General features: G+C 65.8%; 13 protein-coding genes and 1 pseudogene. 7 read left to right on the top strand and 7 right to left on the bottom strand.

What is annotated here, in order from left to right; genetic code table 11:
* Positions 1–364: 364 nt before the first annotated feature.
* Positions 365–1,434, top strand: a pseudogene (locus tag HWX03_RS29790) (IS3 family transposase); the annotation flags it as partial.
* A 28-nt stretch (positions 1,435–1,462) separates the two neighbouring features.
* On the opposite strand, the gene HWX03_RS29785 reads toward HWX03_RS29790, so the two are convergent.
* Entirely contained in the window at positions 1,463–1,975 is a 513-nt protein-coding gene (locus HWX03_RS29785; protein ID WP_175873740.1) for a GNAT family N-acetyltransferase, read from the bottom strand.
* 319 nt (positions 1,976–2,294) lie between these two features.
* Positions 2,295–3,314: an IS110 family transposase gene (locus HWX03_RS29780; protein WP_175873739.1), complete on the bottom strand. Its 1,020-nt coding sequence runs from the start codon at positions 3,312–3,314 to the stop codon at positions 2,295–2,297.
* Between the two features lie 213 nt (positions 3,315–3,527).
* On the opposite strand from HWX03_RS29780, the gene HWX03_RS29775 reads away from it, so the two are divergent.
* Entirely contained in the window at positions 3,528–4,580 is a 1,053-nt protein-coding gene (locus HWX03_RS29775) for an RNA-guided endonuclease TnpB family protein (protein ID WP_175873738.1), read from the top strand.
* A gap of 115 nt (positions 4,581–4,695) precedes the next feature.
* Here the strand turns inward: HWX03_RS29775 and HWX03_RS29770 are convergent, their stop codons facing one another.
* The 4 genes from HWX03_RS29770 to HWX03_RS29755 form a co-directional block, all read right to left on the bottom strand.
* On the bottom strand, positions 4,696–5,067 hold the full coding sequence (locus tag HWX03_RS29770) for a nuclear transport factor 2 family protein (RefSeq protein ID WP_175873737.1): 372 nt from the start codon (positions 5,065–5,067) through the stop codon (positions 4,696–4,698).
* A 54-nt stretch (positions 5,068–5,121) separates the two neighbouring features.
* Complete coding sequence (locus HWX03_RS29765; RefSeq protein WP_175873736.1) at positions 5,122–5,721, bottom strand: hypothetical protein; 600 nt, start codon at positions 5,719–5,721, stop codon at positions 5,122–5,124.
* 179 nt (positions 5,722–5,900) lie between these two features.
* Positions 5,901–7,154, bottom strand: coding sequence for an SMI1/KNR4 family protein (locus HWX03_RS29760; RefSeq protein ID WP_175873735.1), 1,254 nt, complete (start codon positions 7,152–7,154; stop codon positions 5,901–5,903).
* Positions 7,155–7,274: 120 nt separating this feature from the next.
* A complete protein-coding gene (locus HWX03_RS29755) occupies positions 7,275–8,279 on the bottom strand; it encodes an AraC family transcriptional regulator (protein WP_175873734.1) in 1,005 nt (334 codons plus the stop codon).
* Between the two features lie 144 nt (positions 8,280–8,423).
* Between HWX03_RS29755 and HWX03_RS29750 the strand changes: the two genes are divergently transcribed.
* Genes HWX03_RS29750 through HWX03_RS29740 form a run of 3 tightly spaced genes read left to right on the top strand, consistent with a single transcriptional unit; the run spans position 8,424 to position 12,081 of the window.
* Entirely contained in the window at positions 8,424–10,091 is a 1,668-nt protein-coding gene (locus tag HWX03_RS29750) for an acyl-CoA synthetase (protein WP_175873733.1), read from the top strand.
* A gap of 13 nt (positions 10,092–10,104) precedes the next feature.
* Entirely contained in the window at positions 10,105–10,872 is a 768-nt protein-coding gene (locus HWX03_RS29745; RefSeq protein WP_175873732.1) for a 3-hydroxyacyl-CoA dehydrogenase, read from the top strand.
* 18 nt (positions 10,873–10,890) lie between these two features.
* Positions 10,891–12,081 (top strand): acetyl-CoA C-acetyltransferase, encoded by a 1,191-nt coding sequence (locus HWX03_RS29740; protein ID WP_175873731.1) that lies wholly within the window; start codon positions 10,891–10,893, stop codon positions 12,079–12,081.
* Between the two features lie 109 nt (positions 12,082–12,190).
* Here HWX03_RS29740 and HWX03_RS29735 read toward each other — a convergent pair whose 3' ends face one another.
* Positions 12,191–12,883, bottom strand: coding sequence for a TetR/AcrR family transcriptional regulator (locus HWX03_RS29735; protein WP_174434500.1), 693 nt, complete (start codon positions 12,881–12,883; stop codon positions 12,191–12,193).
* Positions 12,884–13,202: 319 nt separating this feature from the next.
* Between HWX03_RS29735 and HWX03_RS29730 the strand changes: the two genes are divergently transcribed.
* Positions 13,203–14,483, top strand: a complete 1,281-nt coding sequence (locus HWX03_RS29730) for a Zn-dependent hydrolase (protein ID WP_175873730.1) — start codon at positions 13,203–13,205, stop codon at positions 14,481–14,483.
* 129 nt (positions 14,484–14,612) lie between these two features.
* On the top strand, positions 14,613–15,950 hold the full coding sequence (locus HWX03_RS29725) for an NAD(P)-dependent oxidoreductase (protein WP_175873729.1): 1,338 nt from the start codon (positions 14,613–14,615) through the stop codon (positions 15,948–15,950).
* Positions 15,951–15,972 lie beyond the last annotated feature (22 nt).

Here is a 15,972-nt window from a genome sequence, read left to right as displayed (position 1 = left end):
ACGCCGATGATAGTGCGGATTCCCGTGTGAAAGTAGGTAATCGTCAGGCTCCCTAAGCCAGAAACCCCCGCCCGACAAGGCGGGGGTTTTTGCATTGGCGCGGCGGAAATGCGCGTGCCAGGCGCGGAGCCATGCGGCACGAGCTACGGGCGTAGACAGCGTCATCACGCCGACCAGTCGGGCTAATCGAAGTCCGACATTTCTCCCCACTGCAACCTCGTTCACAACCGTCGGTAGCTCTGTTCCATCGACCGCACGCAGTGAGCCATCTTGCTGCCCTCTCCTCACCCATCAGACCGTGACCTTTCCCCTCCGAAGTATCCCACTGTAAAGTTAGTGGCAAGGCCGCAGGAGAAACCTTGTCATGAAGAAGTCGCGGTTCAGCGAAGAGCAGATTATCGGGGTGCTGAAGGAAGCCGACGCAGGCATGAAGGTCGCAGACCTGTGCCGCAAGCACGGCATATCGGATGCGAAGTTCTATAACTGGCGTAGCCGTTATGGCGGCATGGATGTGTCGGAAGCGCGGCGATTGCGGCAACTGGAGGAAGAAAATCAGCGGCTCAAGCGGCTGGTGGCCGACCAGGCGCTGGACATTCAGGTTCTGAAGGACGTTCTCGGAAAAAAGTGAGTTCGCCCGCGCAGCGCCGGGAGGTCGTGCAGCAGGTGATTGAACAACACGACTATTCGGAGCGCCGGGCGTGCGCCCTTATTGGTCTGAATCGCCGAACGTTCCGGCGGCCGGCGCCGCCTGACGCCGACCACGAAGTGCGGCAACGGCTGCGCGAGCTGGCACAGCAGCGGCCACGGTTTGGCTCGCCCCGCCTGCATGTCTTGCTGCGCCGGGAGGGCCTGGTCCAGAATCACAAGCGCACTGAGCGGCTGTACCGTGCAGAAGGCCTATCGCTTCGCCTGAAACGTCGAAAGAAGCGCCCGAGTCATCTACGCGTGGTCATGCCGACGCCCAACGGCGCAGACGAAAGCTGGGCGATGGACTTTGTTGCTGATGCGCTGGTGCATGGCCGACGCATACGCATGTTGACGATCATCGACGCGTGGAACCGCGAGTGCCCGCACATCGAGGTCGACTTCTCGCTAACGGGTGTACGCGTGGCGCGTGTGCTCGAGCAGTTGCGGCAACGCGGACGATGTCCCAACCTGATTCAGGTGGATAACGGCCCGGAGTTCGTCAGTAAGGCGCTCGACGCATGGGCGCACGAGCACGGCGTAAAACTGCAGTTCATTCGGCCCGGCAAACCGGTGGAGAACGCTCACATCGAGAGCTTCAACGGCCGACTGCGTGAAGAGTGCTTGAATCAGCATGCATTCGTCAGTCTCGACGATGCACGCGGGCGAATCGAAGCGTGGCGCACGGACTACAACTCGGTGCGTCCGCATAGTGCCTTAGGACAGTTGGCGCCGGACCAATTCCGGCAATTGCATCAACCGAAAACCGGCGAGCCCACTAACTTACGAGTGGTGTACTCGAAGGGGCAAGGTCAACCGCGATCCACAAGATCGGAAAAAATCTACCCGGGACGACGCTCGATTCTTTTTCGCCGATCTTTTCAGCTCCCAGCGTCAGATAGAACGGCGCAGCATTGGGATCTGCTTCGATCACGAAGCTTTTGATTCCTCTCGCAGCGGCTTCGGCCCGAACGGATTCCCACAGCGCACGGGCGACGCCCTGACCCATGTGATCGGGATGAACGAACAGCCATCCGGGCGTCGGTCGATCCGAATCCAATGATGCTCGGACCCAGAACCCGATGATCGACTCGCCCGATTCCGCGACGTAACCGATCGCCCCTTCGATCGTCTCCGGCGAAATCGTGAGATCGTTTTGCCACAAGTCGAGCCATTCCTTCGGATAGCCCCAATGCGCCTTTGAAAGGCGCGCCAGTCGCGTGAGTTCGTCCGCGTCCGTGGCCCGCGCAGAACGCACGGTACATAGCTTGTGCATGTCGTCTCTCGCCATGGCCGACACCACCTTGGTCGGCGTTTTTCATCAGTTGCTATATGAACGCGTCCCGTTTGCAACAGTTTTCGTGTGTTTTGATAGACAGGATGGGCTGCAGCTCTATATGCGGCCTTGATGCAGCCGGTCCTGCCGCTGCGGGCCCCTATGAAATTCGCTGACTCGCACCTCATTCTCCTGGCGAGCTCGAAGCTCTTCAACTGATTCAGGTTTAGCGAGTCCCGGTCCTACCTGGCTTGTCATCACACTCGATTGCTGCGCAACCTTTCGACGTTCACCCTGTGTTAAAAACGGTTGATCAACTACGCGGCGCAGCCCATCAAGCGGGTTTCGCGCTTACGTAGTCCTTTTGATACGGCCGATCGTGTGCCAGTACAGCCCAGATCGTTCTTGCTATCTTGTTGGCCAATGCGACGACGACCACGTTCGTCGGCCGCCGTTTCTTCATCTGCTCGATCCAGAGGCCAGGTTCTTTCGCATGCCACAGCACGCTGCGTGCACCGTGGATCAGCAGGGTGCGCAGATAGGTGTCGCCCCGCTTGCTGATCCCGTGCAAGTTCACTTTGCCGCCCGATCCCGTCTGCTTCGGCACCAGTCCCGCCCATGCGGCAAACTCTCGCCCCGAGCGGAATGCCTTCGGGTCGCCCATCATCGCCACCGCCGCGGTGGCCGTCAGCGGTCCCACACCGGGAATCTCGCTGATCGCCTTCACCGCCCGATCTTCCTTCTTCCACTCCCGCATGCGCCTCTCGATGCCGGCAACCTGCCCGTCGAGCTTCGCCAGCCCATTCCACTGCTCACGTAGCGTGTCGATCAGCACTGCCGGCAAACGCTCGGCGAGCCTGCCCAATGCCGCCGGAATCTCGGCATCAAGCTTCCCCCGGCCACGGCTCATCACCTCGCCGTATTCCGTGAGCAGTCCGCGCAGTCCGTTGATCTGCATCGTGCGGAACTTCACGAGCTGCTCACGCATCCGGTGCAGCGCCAGCATCGCCTGCTGCATCTCGGTCTTCACCGCCACCGGCTTGCCCGGTTGCTGCACCGCCAGCCAGATCGCCCGTGCGTCCGCCGCGTCGTTCTTGTTGCGGATGTTGAACGCCTTCACGAACTCCGCGGGCATGAGCCTGACCTCGTGACCCATCTGGATGAACTGTCTGGCCCAGTGGTGCGCACCACCACATGCTTCCATTCCGATCAGGCACGGCGCACGGTTCGCAAAGTGCTCCAGAAACGTCGCCCGCTTGATCGCCTTGTTCACGATCTCCCCGGTTGCCGGATCGACGTAATGCACTTGAAACACCTGTTTGGCGATGTCGACGCCCACTGCCATACTGTTCATCGTGGATCCTCCGGTTGCCTGGGAAATGCGTGCATTTTCCACTTGGGCACATCGATGCCGTAGGCCCGTGAGGATCCACCCTTCCTCTTCCTCTCACTCGACCGTAGGGTGGGACGCGTTCATTTCAATTCTCCGAGAAACCCCGTCCTTCAGGACTGGGAGGAAAGGCGTGCTGTTGACAGGCTGCTTCTTCCACGGGTTAGGATCACCTGCATGATTCTTGTCTACCGCTACCGGGTGAAATCGCTCAACGGACTGCTTAACAAGCAGAGCCGCGCGGTGAACTACGTCTGGAACTTCTGCAACGACACGCAGAAGCACGCGCTCAAGTGGGGCAAGAAGTGGCCTACAGGATTCCACCTGAACGTGCTGACGACCGGCAGCAGCAAGGAACTCGGTATTCACTCCGGCACGGTCAACGCGACGTGCGAGCAATACGCGAAGTCGCGCAGTCAGCACCGACGCCCGTACCTGCGCTATCGCGGCAGGAAATCGCTGGGCTGGGTGCCGCTGAAGGGGCGTGACCTGAAGCGCGAGGGCGACGCGTTTCGCTTTGCCGGCAACACCTTTCGCGTGTTCAACAGCCGACCGCTTCCCGAAGGCAAGATCAAGGACGGGACCAACTTCGCGCAGGATGCGCGTGGCAACTGGTTTCTCAACATCGTGATCGCAGTACCCGATGTTCAGGCTCGGCCGATCCGTTCCGGCGTCGGCATCGATCTCGGCCTGAAAGACTTCGCCACACTTTCGACCGGCGAGAAGCTGCCCAATGACCAGTTCGGTCGACGCGCGGCGGAAAAGCTGGCGAAGGCGCAGCGAGCACGAAAGCACAAGCGACATATCGCGAAGCTGCACGCCAAGGTCGCGAATGCCCGCGCCGACTTCCAGCACAAGCTCGCGCTCGATCTGGTGCGGCGTTTCGATTACATCGCGGTTGGCAACGTATCTGCCGTCAAACTTGCCAGAACCAGGATGGCGAAGAGCGTCTACGACGCATCCTGGTCGTCCTTCCGAAACAAGCTCCGCTACAAAGCGATCGCGCACGGGGCCATGTTCGAGGAAGTCGACGAAAGCGGTTCTACCCAGTCCTGTTCGTCGTGCGGATCGAAAGGCAGCACGACGCGGCCGAAAGGTATCGCGGGACTGAGAATAAGAGAGTGGGTCTGCAGTGACTGTGGTGTCGAGCATGATCGTGATATCAACGCTGCGCTGAACATTCTCCGATGCGGACGTGCATCGCCAGGTGTGGGAATCCTCTCCCTTTAGGGAGAGGAGGACGTCAACAGTGCATCATCCGGATCGCAGGGTCTCACTGCTCAATCGACAGCCGGCCCGCTCGCAGCATTGCCTGACGCGGTTCATCCGCACACGCTCGGCGCAGCTACATCACCTGCGATGCATGTCCGGCGACGACGCGCCAGTTGGCGTCCGATCGACGCCAGAGGCGCGTATAGGCAAACGTGCCGGCGAATGCCGTGCCATCGAAATGGCCGGCGAGGGTCGCTCGCGTCGTGGTCAGGATCATCTCGTCGATCGCGCGTGCGTGCATTTCGTGGACGTCGAGTGTGTCGAGACGCAGAAGCTTCGCGCGATGCGCGGCGAGGTCGTCCTCTTTCGAGATGATCTGGCCGGTCGGGACGGTGAACACCAGCTCGTCGTCCAGCAACGCATCGAGCGCTTCGACGTCGTTGGCCAGCATCGCCGCGCGGAGCGCGGTTTCGCAGGGTTCGATGACGGTACGGATTGCATCCATGTCAGGCCTCGCATCATTTCGGAGGGGAGGTGGCACGGCGGCGACAAACGCAGCCTACCGCGCGTTCGACAACGACTGGCGTCGGACCAGCATCACCAAGCAGATGCCGATCGACGCGATGAGGTTGACGGCCGGATAGAACGCGACCGCGACATTCCACGTGCTCAGTGCCAGCAACGCCAGCGCGTACTTGAGCACGCACAGCGCGAAATAGGCGAGGCTCTCGCTCCACGGATTGCGGATCGTCTTGCGCACGGTCGGGCCGAGGCCGGCAAGCTCGATCAGCGTAACCAGGCAGATCGACACCGTCGGATCGTCGGTCAGCATCCACAGCGGAATGGCCGACAGTGCCGCGCACAGGAACAACCAGTCGAGGCCCGTCCAGCCGCGCTCGCCGCGAAACAGGCTGGCGATCAGCGTCAGAAAGCATGTGAGGGCAATCGCCGCCGTGCACCACGCGGACGGCCCCGCGCCTGCAACGAACTGGCCGGCGGCCGCGATCGCCGTGACGACCGACCACACGAGCCACGTGAACAGATGCGGGCGAACGGTGCGCCGGTAGATCGCGAGCGCGTAAGGAATCGCTGCCAGCAACGACACGGCCGTTCCGAGCACGCCGAAGATCGAAGCGGGGCTCTCATCGACATTCACCATCGACGCAACCTTGTTCGGACTGGCTGACCAGTATGTGGTCAGACGGAACGGGGCGCAACGTCATGCCTGCAGCGCTACGCAGAATCGCACCGGAACGCGGGAGAAACCAGATCCAGGCAAACGGCACCCGGACTGCGATGCCACAGGAAAATCCACTGTCCGTCGGTGCTGGCGTGACGTCAGCGCTCGAACGTCCGCAGGCGCTCGGCGCATGCTTCGAGCCCGTCGAGCCCGAGATAGTGACTGAGCTTGCCGGCGCGAACCTTGCGGATGTCGGCCGTCAGCGTGTCCAGCAGCTTTTCGCTCGCCGCGCGGTAGGCTGCTGCTGCATCGACGCCATGGGCGGACAAGGCCGCGCCGATCAGCCGCGCGCTATCGGCACCGCCGCCCGCGACGCAACGTGCCATCGCGTCGGCATCCGGCTGTACGCCGGCGTCGAGCAGCGCACGCATCAGTGCGACCGGCACGTCGCCGGACACGGACGCGAGCGAATCCGGTGCGACCGGGGCGCCCGATTCGAGCAACGCGGCGGCGGCCGCAAACTTCTGGCGCCGCAGCGCATAGTCGGTCGGAATCAAGCTGCCGGCGACCGGGGTGCCGAGATCCGCGACGATCGGCGCCAGTTGTGTGGTGAGTGCCGTGTCGTCGTGGTCGATCGCATCACGCAACGCGTGACGCGCGAGCACCGGCTGCGACGCGAGCGTGCCGTTGGCAAGCGGCGTGCGCCAGTCGATCACGGCCTCGCGATAGAACGCGATCAGCTTGTCCGCGAGCGGCGCCGACAGGCCATGCCCGGTCCGGCGCTCGTCGACATACTCGAGCAATGCTTCGCCGGTGCCGCTTTCGCTGCCCGGTTCCAGCGGATCCGCATGGAGTTGCAGCGCGCCGAATGCTGCGTACAGGTCGTGTGCGATCGTCGCGAGGCCGTCCTCGTGCATCGCGCCGCGCCATGCGGGCGGCAGCCCCTGTTTCCAGGCGAGTACGTGGCCATGATCCTTGGCGCCGGGTTCCGTCACGACATAGATCCGGTCGCAGTATTCGAAACCGCCGACAGGCAACGCAGCGATCTGGCCGCTCCAAGGGCGCGAGTTCTCTTCGGCGGCTTCCTCGGTCAGTTCGAGTTCGTGGTCGATCCAGCCCTGCAGATCGCGGTAGCCGTCGCTGCCGTTGTAGAACAGCTCACCCCAGCTGATCCCTTCGATATTGCCGTTCATCTCCAGCGTCAGGTCGTAGTCGAGGCGGCCGCCGGCGGTGACGCGCCACAGCTCGAGCAACGGGAGCGGAATGTCGCCGTGACAGCAGGCCTGCACGGCTGTGATCTGGTCGGCCGGCATCGGCGGCTGCGCATCGAAGATCACGCGGCCGGCAAACAGTACGATGCCGTGCGCGCGCAGATCAGCCAGTTCGGTATCGGAAAAGAAGGTGGCTTGCATCGGAGCGTGAGCGGTGAGGGTTGATCGGGTGTTTGCCGCGGTTCATCGGCGACGGACGGCATGCGGATGTTCGCATCGTATCAGCGTCGCGTGACGAGACGCTCCGCACCCACGCGCCATTCAAGACTCCGCATTCGCCGCATGCACGTCGCGCCGAAAGGCACCGGGACTCGTGCCCGTCCATTTCCGGAACGCGCGATGAAACGCGCTCGGCTCGGTGAAGCCGAGTTCGGCCGCGATCTCCGCGACGCTCAGCGTGTGCTCGCGCAGCAGCGACTGCGCGAGCGCGCCGCGCAACTCGTCCTTGATCGCCGCGAAGCTTTGCCCTTCGCTGCGCAAACGCCGCCGCAGCGTCGCGGGCGTCGTGTCGAGGCACACGGCCAGCGTGTCGAAGTCGGGCCACTCGGCGGCCGGCAGCGCCTTCAGGTGCGCGCGCGTCTTCGCGACCCAGCCCGTGTCGTGCCGGTAGCGCACGAGGAGATTGCCGGGCGCGCCGCGCAGGAAGGTCTTCAGCGCCTGCTCCGAACGGATCGTCGGCAGCGTGAGGTACGCGGCGTTGAACGCGAGCCGGCTGTCGGGCCGGTCGAAATGCACGGGGACGCCGAAGAACTGGTGATAGTCGCTGCGCTGGCCGGGGCTCGGGCACGCGAAATCGATGCGCTGCAGCGGGATGCGCCGGCCGATCAGCCAGCACGCGACGCCGAGCAGGATCAGCCAGAACGTCCGGTATGCAAACGCCGGGTACGGCGCGCGTGATTGCGCCAGCACGATCTGCGCCTGCCCGTCGGCCACGACGAGTTCGCCGTGCGGCTCGTCGAGCACGACCCGCAGGAACTTCAGCGCGCGCCGCAGCGCCTTGTCGAGCGTGCCGGCGTGCAGCACCGCGTGGCACAGCAGCGTGAAGCTGCCGCGCCGCATCGGGCGCGCGGCGAGCCCGAAGAATTCGTCGTCGAGCACACCGGCGATCGCGAGCCACAGCCGGCCGTACTGCTGCGGCGTGACGGGCTCGTGCACGGCGGCCGGCAGCCCGGCGGTGCGCAGCACGGGCGCCGTCGGCAGGTCGTGCCGGCGCAGGCACGCGAGCGCATCGTCGACGAAATCCGGCGAAATCATCTGCGGCCCCATTTTCCTGCGTCCTCCCGACATGGCAAAAGCGATCACGATTCTAGATTCCGTTTGTCATTGATTGCAATGTGGGGGCTGTCTACTATCGATGTATCCCCGTCGCGCCCCTGGCTCGCCGGCGGCCATAACGCACAGGAGACACGCATGCCTGAAGGAGCTACCGCCCGGCCGGTGCCGGCCTACGCCGACGCCGTGGCCCGGTTCAGTATCGAGACCGCCGCCGCGCAACTGAGCGGCGACCTGGAGCGCGGCCTGAACGCGTGTGTCGAATGCTGCGACCGGCACGCGAAGGCGGACGCGATCGCGCTCGACTGGATCGACGCCGGCGGGCAGCACCGCCGCTTCACGTTCGCGCAGATGCAGGCGTGGTCGGCCCGGGTCGCGAACCTGCTCGTCGCGCAGGGGGTGAAGCCCGGCGACGTGGTGGCCGGCCTGCTGCCGCGCACGCCGGAGCTCGTCGCGACGATCCTCGGCACGTGGCGCGCGGGCGCCGTGTACCAGCCGCTGTTCACCGCATTCGGTCCGAAGGCGATCGAGCACCGGCTGCGCATGAGCGACGCGCGGCTCGTCGTGACCAACGTCGCGAATCGCGCGAAGCTCGACGAAATCGCCGATTGCCCGCCGGTGGCGACGGTGTGCGAAGCGGGCGCTACGCTGCGGGACGGCGACATCGATTTCCGTGCGGCGCTCGACGCGCAGTCCGCTACGTTCGAGCCCGTGCTGCGCAAGGGGTCGGACCTGTTCATGATGATGTCGACGTCGGGCACGACGGGTTTGCCGAAGGGCGTGCCGGTGCCGCTGTACGCGTTGCTCGCGTTCGGCGCGTACATGCGCGACGCCGTCGATCTGCGCGCCACCGACCGGTTCTGGAATATCGCCGACCCAGGCTGGGCGTACGGCCTCTATTACGCGATCACGGGCCCGTTGCTGCTAGGCCATGCGACGACGCTCTACGAGGGCAGCTTCACGGTCGACAGCACGTACGACGTGATCGAACGGCTCGGCATCACGAGCCTCGCGGGTTCGCCGACCGCGTACCGGATGCTGATGGCGGCCGGGACGGAAGCGGCCGCGCCCTTGAAGGGCCAGCTGCGCGTGGTGAGCAGCGCGGGCGAACCGCTGAATCCGGAAGTCGTGCGCTGGTTCCACGCGGCGCTCGGCGCGCCGATCCATGATCACTACGGCCAGACCGAGCTCGGAATGGTCGTGAACAACCATCACGGGCTCACGCACGTTGTCCATGCCGGTTCAGCCGGCTTCGCGATGCCCGGCTATCGTGTCGCGGTGCTCGACGAAGCCGGTCGCGAACTCGGCCCCGGCGAGCCCGGCACCCTCGCGATCGACATCGCGCGCTCGCCGCTGCTGTGGTTCCGCGGCTACTGGCAGCAGGACACGCCGGCGATCGCGGGCGGCTACTACCGGACCGGCGACAACGTCGAGCTGGAGCCGGACGGCACCGTGAGCTTCATCGGCCGCGCGGACGACGTGATCACGTCGTCCGGCTACCGGATCGGCCCGTTCGACGTGGAAAGCGCGCTGATCGAGCATCCGGCGGTCAGCGAGGCCGCCGTGATCGGCGTGCCCGACCCGGAGCGCACGGAAATCGTGAAGGCGTTCGTCGTCCTGTCGAAAGGATTCGACGGCACGCTGGAACTGGCCGAGGAATTGAGTCTGCACGTGAAGCGGCGGCTGTCCGCTCACGCTTATCCGCGCGCGATCGATTTCGTCGACGCGCTGCCCAAAACCCCGAGCGGCAAGATCCAGCGCTTCGTGTTGCGCAAGATGGAAGCCGAGAAGGCCGCTCAACCCTGAATACGGACTGCGAATGAATATCAAGGATCGCGTTTTTCTGATTACGGGCGCAGGTTCCGGCCTCGGCGCCGCGGTGGCGCGCATGGTCGTCGCGCAAGGCGGCAAGGCCGTGCTGCTGGACGTCAACGACGAGGCGGGCGCGAGTCTCGCCAACGAACTCGGCTCGGCCGCGCGGTTCGTGAAGACCGACGTGACGAGCGAAGCCGACGGTCAGGGGGCCGTCGCGGCTGCGCGCGACGCGTTCGGCCGCGTCGACGCGCTCGTGAACTGCGCGGGCGTCGCACCGGGCGAGAAGGTCGTCGGCCGCGACGGCCCGCATTCGCTCGACCGCTTCGCGCGCGCGGTGTCGATCAACCTGGTCGGCACGTTCAACATGATCCGGCTGGCCGCCGAAGCGATGTCGAAGCAGGACGCCGACGCGGAAGGCGAGCGCGGCGTGATCATCAACACCGCGTCGGTCGCGGCGTTCGACGGGCAGATCGGACAGGCCGCGTATGCGGCGTCGAAGAGCGGCGTGGTGGGCATGACGCTGCCGATCGCACGCGAACTCGCGCGCTTCGGCATTCGCGTCGTAACGGTCGCGCCCGGCATCTTCGCGACGCCGATGATGGCCGGCATGCCGCAGGACGTGCAGGACGCGCTCGGCAAGAGCGTGCCGTTCCCGCCGCGGCTTGGCCGCCCGGAAGAATTTGCGGCGCTGGTGCGCCACATCGCCGAGAACACGATGTTGAACGGCGAAGTCATCCGTCTCGATGGCGCGTTGCGCATGGCACCGCGCTGACACTGGAGGAAGCGAATCATGACGACTCAGGATCCGATCGTAATCGTGGGCGCGGCGCGCACGCCGATGGGTGGTTTTCAGGGCGACCTGGCGGCAGCCAGCGCGAGCGATCTCGGCGCGGCGGCGATTCGCGCCGCGCTCGAGCGCGCGAACGTGCCGGCCGAACGCATCGACGAAATCGTGTTCGGCTGCGTACTGCCGGCCGGCCAGGGCCAGGCGCCCGCACGACAGGCCGCGCTGAAGGCCGGACTGCCGCTCGCGGCGGGCGCGACCACGGTCAACAAGATGTGCGGTTCGGGGATGAAGGCGGCGATGTTCGCGCACGACCTGCTGCTGGCAGGTTCGGCGGGCGTGGCCGTGGCGGGCGGGATGGAGAGCATGACGAATGCGCCGTACCTGCTGCCGAAGGCGCGCGCGGGCATGCGCATGGGGCACGGGCAGGTGCTCGACCACATGTTCCTCGACGGGCTCGAGGACGCATATGAAAAAGGCCGCCTGATGGGCACGTTCGCCGAGGATTGCGCGCAGGCCTACCAGTTCACGCGCGAAGCGCAGGATGCGTTCGCGATTGCGTCCCTGACGCGGGCGCAGCGCGCGATCGCGGAAGGGCATTTCGTGTCCGAGATCGCGCCGGTGACCGTGAAGGCCGGCAAGACGGAAAGCGTCGTGTCGATCGACGAGCAGCCGGGCAAGGCGAAACTCGACAAGATCCCGACGCTGAAGCCGGCGTTTCGCGACGGCGGCACGGTGACGGCCGCGAACGCATCGTCGATCTCGGACGGCGCGGCCGCGCTCGTGATGATGCGCCGCTCGGAAGCCGAGCGCCTCGGCCTCACGCCGAAGGCCGTGATCGTCGGGCATTCGACCTATGCGGACAAGCCCGGCCTGTTCGCGACCGCGCCGATCGGCGCGCTGCGCAAGCTGTCGGAGAAAACCGGCTGGAACCTGCGCGACGTCGACCTGTTCGAGATCAACGAAGCGTTCGCGGTGGTGCCGATGGCCGCGATGCGCGACCTCGACCTGCCGCACGAGAAGGTCAACGTACACGGCGGCGCGTGCGCGCTCGGGCATCCGATCGGCGCATCGGGTGCGCGCGTGATGGTGACGCTGCTGGCCGCGCTCGAAACGTACGGCCAGAAGCGCGGCATCGCATCGTTGTGCATCGGCGGCGGCGAAGCGACGGCCGTCGCGATCGAGCGCATCGCGTAACGCATCGCGTCGTTCGCAAGCAAGCGCCAACACGGGCGGCGCGTATCGCACGGAACATCCCCGTGTGGTGCGCGCCGCCCGTTTTTATTCGGCGGATCGTCGTGTCGCGTTACGACTTCGCATTCGGCGACACCGCGCCGCACGCGCGAATCACGAGCTGCACGACCTGCTCGGTCTTTTCGTCGAACGCCTTCTTCGTGAACGCGCGCTTGCCGCTCAGCGCGCGAATCTGCGCATCGAAATCCGCATAGTGCTGCGTGGTCGCCCAGATCAGGTACATCAGCGCGTGCGGGTCGATCGGCGCGAGCAGCCCGCGCGCGATCCAGCCTTCGATCACCTTGATGCGCGTGTCGAACCACGGCTTCACGCGTTGCGACAGGATGTCCTGCATGTGCTCCGCGCCGTGGATGATCTCGTTGGCCCACACCTTCGAGCCGAGCGGGCGCCGCTGCGACAGCGCCATCTTCGCGCGCACGTAGCCGCCGATCGCTTCCACCGGATCGTCGCCGCCCTCGAACGAGCCGGCCGCGCGGTGCCAGTCCTCGAACAGGTCGTCGAGCACGCGGCGATACAGCGCGAGCTTGGTCGGGAAGTAGTAGTGCACATTCGCCTTCGGCAGGCCGGCGCGCTCCGCGATCATCGCGGTGCTGGCGCCGGCGAGCCCGCGTTCCGCGAATACGGCCTCCGCGCACGCGAGCAGATGCGCTTCGTTGGATTCGCGAATGTGTGCCTTGCGTCGCCGCAAAGGCGCCGGCGTTTCATCCCGGTCGGTGGCTGCGATTGCCGCCTCGTCATGTCTCATCGTGACCCTCGCGCGGCGGGCATGCCGCGTTGAGCTTCATTCTAGCCGCTGATTCGTGTCGCGCGCACGCATGGGAATGCCGCCACGCCACGGCGATGCTGCGTTGCGATGGCACGTTTCTCGCTCCGGTGCGTCGCGCAAGAAAGACGTTGCGCTGGTTATTTTGATGGTCTAAAACCTGTCCAAACGGACAGGATTTAACGCGTTTCGCGAGTCGACGGACATGCACCGCATCCGTGCGGTGTGCCCCGAAACAGGCCTCACATGCACCGGCACAGACCGGGCTGACGACATCACCGACCCCACAGGAGCGATACGAATGAACGCGGTATCGGAAACAGTGAAGCGGGCAGCTTTCGACACGTCGATCAAGGTCGACGGCAAGCGGTTGTGGGACAGCCTGATGGAAGTCGCGAAAATCGGCGCGACGCCGAAAGGCGGCGTGTGCCGTCTCGCGCTGACCGATCTCGACAAGGCCGGCCGCGACCTGATCGTCGGCTGGGCGAAGGCCGCCGGCTGCACGGTGACGGTCGATACGATGGGCAACGTGTTCATGCGCCGTGCGGGCCGCGTGGCCGACGCGGCGCCGGTCGTCACGGGCTCGCACGCGGATTCGCAGCCGACCGGCGGGCGCTTCGACGGCATCTATGGCGTGCTCGGCGGACTCGAAGTGATTCGCAGCCTGAACGATCACGGCATCGAGACCGAGCATCCGGTCGAGGTCGTGATCTGGACCAACGAGGAGGGCTCGCGCTTCGCGCCCGCGATGGTCGCATCGGGCGTGTTCGCGGGCGTGTTCCCGCTCGAATACGGGCTGTCGCGCAAGGATGTCGACGGCAAGACGATCGGCGAGGAGCTGGCGCGCATCGGCTACGCGGGCGACGTGCCGTGCGGCGGGCGCAAGCTGCACGCGGCATTCGAACTGCATATCGAGCAGGGGCCGATTCTCGAGGCGGAATGCAAGACGATCGGCGTCGTGACCGACGCGCAGGGGCAGCGCTGGTACGAGATCACGTTCACCGGCCAGGAAGCGCACGCGGGACCGACGCCGATGCCGCGCCGTCGCGACGCGCTGCTCGGCGCGTCGCGCGTGGTCGATCTCGTCAACCGGATCGGCCTCGATCATGCGCCGTTCGGCTGCGCGACGGTCGGCATGATGCAGGTGCACCCGAACTCGCGCAACGTGATTCCCGGCCGCGTGTTCTTTACCGTCGATTTCCGTCATCCGGACGACGCCGTGCTCGCGAAGATGGATGCGGCGCTGCGCGACGGGGTCGCGCGCATCGCGGCCGACATCGGGCTCGATACCGAACTCGAGCAGATTTTCTACTACAAGCCGGTCGCGTTCGATTCCGCATGCGTGGCGGCCGTGCGCGATGCGGCCGATCGCTTCGGCTACTCGCATCGCGACATCGTGTCGGGCGCGGGCCACGACGCGTGCTATCTGGCGCAGGTCGCGCCGACGTCGATGGTGTTCGTGCCCTGCATCGACGGCATCAGCCACAACGAGATCGAGGACGCGACGCCCGCATGGATCGAGGCCGGCGCGAACGTGCTGCTGCACGCGATGCTGTCGCGCGCATGCGAGCCGGTCTCATGACGGATCGGGTATAGCGCGGTCGGCAGGCCACGCATCGTCCGACCGTAGCATTCCTAAGCACGACCGCCCCGACTGTGCATCCGCAGCCGGCGGGGACGGCTTTGTCTCCACCCAGTCGAAGGAACGCGTATGACCACCCAGCCAACCGGCGATATCGCCGCGCACCGCCTGTCGTCCACGCAACTCTCGTGCGAATTCGCCGATATCGCGCCGCTGCTCGATCCGACTGCCGCGGCGGCGGCGGCCAGCCGCTGCCATTACTGCTACGACGCACCGTGCGTGCACGCGTGCCCGACGCAGATCGACATCCCGAGCTTCATCCGCAAGATCGGCAACGGCAACCTGAAGGGTGCCGCGACCGACATCCTGTCCGCGAATCCGCTCGGCGGGATGTGCGCACGCGTGTGCCCGACGGAGATCCTGTGCGAAGGCGCGTGCGTGCGCAACCATCAGGATGCGCAACCGGTCGCGATTGGCGCGCTGCAGCGGCATGCGACCGACTGGGCAATGCAGACCGGCGCGGTGCAGTTCCGGCGCGCGCCCGACACGGGTCGCCATGTGGCGGTGGTCGGCGCGGGGCCGGCCGGGCTCGCGTGCGCGCACCGGCTCGCACTCGCCGGGCACCGCGTCACGCTGTTCGACGCACGCCCGAAGGCCGGCGGCCTCAACGAATACGGGATCGCCGCGTACAAGACCGTCGACGATTTCGCGCAACGCGAAGTCGAGTGGCTGCTGTCGGTGGGTGGCATCACGCTGGAAACGGGCGTGGCGCTCGGACGCGACGTGACGCTCGACGCGCTGCGCGAGCAGCACGACGCGGTATTTCTCGCGATGGGGCTCGGCGGCGTGCGTGCGCTCGCGATCGACGGCGAGCAACTGGACGGCGTGATGAATGCGGTCGACTTCATCGAGCAGGTGCGGCAGGCCGACGTGCTGGAGAACGTGCCGGTCGGGCGGCGCGTGGTCGTGATCGGCGGCGGCAACACGGCGATCGATGCGGCGGTGCAGAGCCGCAAGCTCGGCGCCGAACGCGTGACGATGGTGTACCGGCGCGGCGTGGAGGCGATGAGCGCGACGTGGGCCGAGCGCGAGTTCGCGCAGAAGAGCGGCGTCACGCTCGTCACGCACGCGAAGCCGGTGCGCATGGCGGGCACGAACGGGCAGGTGACGGGCGTCGAATTCGAGGGTGCATCGGGCGAGCGCTTCTCCGTCGACGCGGACATGGTGCTGAAGGCGATCGGCCAGACGCTGGTGCCGGACGGCATCGCGGCCACGTTGCTGACCGCGGACGGCACGCGTATCGCGGTGGATGCGGACGGGCGCACGGCGCTGCCCGACGTATGGGCCGGCGGCGACTGCGCGGCGACGGACGGCATCGACCTCACGGTTCAGGCCGTGCAGGACGGCAAGCGCGCGGCCGCGTCGATCGACGCGACGCTCGCGGCGCGCGCCGCGAAGGCGGCCTGAACGCGCGGCGCACCGCCGGCAT

Source organism: Burkholderia sp. BCC0397 (assembly GCF_902832865.1).
In the GTDB taxonomy this organism is placed as follows: Bacteria; Pseudomonadota; Gammaproteobacteria; order Burkholderiales; family Burkholderiaceae; genus Burkholderia.
Note: the sequence above shows the minus strand (reverse complement) of the source record. Positions and strands in the feature narration are given on the sequence as shown.

Coding starts and splice junctions, on each gene's coding strand:
- HWX03_RS29770 (WP_175873737.1), bottom strand. CDS start 5,067: ATGGATGCAATCCGTACCGTCATCGAACCCTGCGAAACCGCGCTCCGC.
- HWX03_RS29775 (WP_175873738.1), top strand. CDS start 3,528: ATGATTCTTGTCTACCGCTACCGGGTGAAATCGCTCAACGGACTGCTT.
- HWX03_RS29755 (WP_175873734.1), bottom strand. CDS start 8,279: ATGGGGCCGCAGATGATTTCGCCGGATTTCGTCGACGATGCGCTCGCG.
- HWX03_RS29785 (WP_175873740.1), bottom strand. CDS start 1,975: ATGGCGAGAGACGACATGCACAAGCTATGTACCGTGCGTTCTGCGCGG.
- HWX03_RS29735 (WP_174434500.1), bottom strand. CDS start 12,883: ATGAGACATGACGAGGCGGCAATCGCAGCCACCGACCGGGATGAAACG.
- HWX03_RS29765 (WP_175873736.1), bottom strand. CDS start 5,721: ATGGTGAATGTCGATGAGAGCCCCGCTTCGATCTTCGGCGTGCTCGGA.
- HWX03_RS29740 (WP_175873731.1), top strand. CDS start 10,891: ATGACGACTCAGGATCCGATCGTAATCGTGGGCGCGGCGCGCACGCCG.
- HWX03_RS29730 (WP_175873730.1), top strand. CDS start 13,203: ATGAACGCGGTATCGGAAACAGTGAAGCGGGCAGCTTTCGACACGTCG.
- HWX03_RS29745 (WP_175873732.1), top strand. CDS start 10,105: ATGAATATCAAGGATCGCGTTTTTCTGATTACGGGCGCAGGTTCCGGC.
- HWX03_RS29750 (WP_175873733.1), top strand. CDS start 8,424: ATGCCTGAAGGAGCTACCGCCCGGCCGGTGCCGGCCTACGCCGACGCC.
- HWX03_RS29780 (WP_175873739.1), bottom strand. CDS start 3,314: ATGAACAGTATGGCAGTGGGCGTCGACATCGCCAAACAGGTGTTTCAA.
- HWX03_RS29725 (WP_175873729.1), top strand. CDS start 14,613: ATGACCACCCAGCCAACCGGCGATATCGCCGCGCACCGCCTGTCGTCC.
- HWX03_RS29760 (WP_175873735.1), bottom strand. CDS start 7,154: ATGCAAGCCACCTTCTTTTCCGATACCGAACTGGCTGATCTGCGCGCG.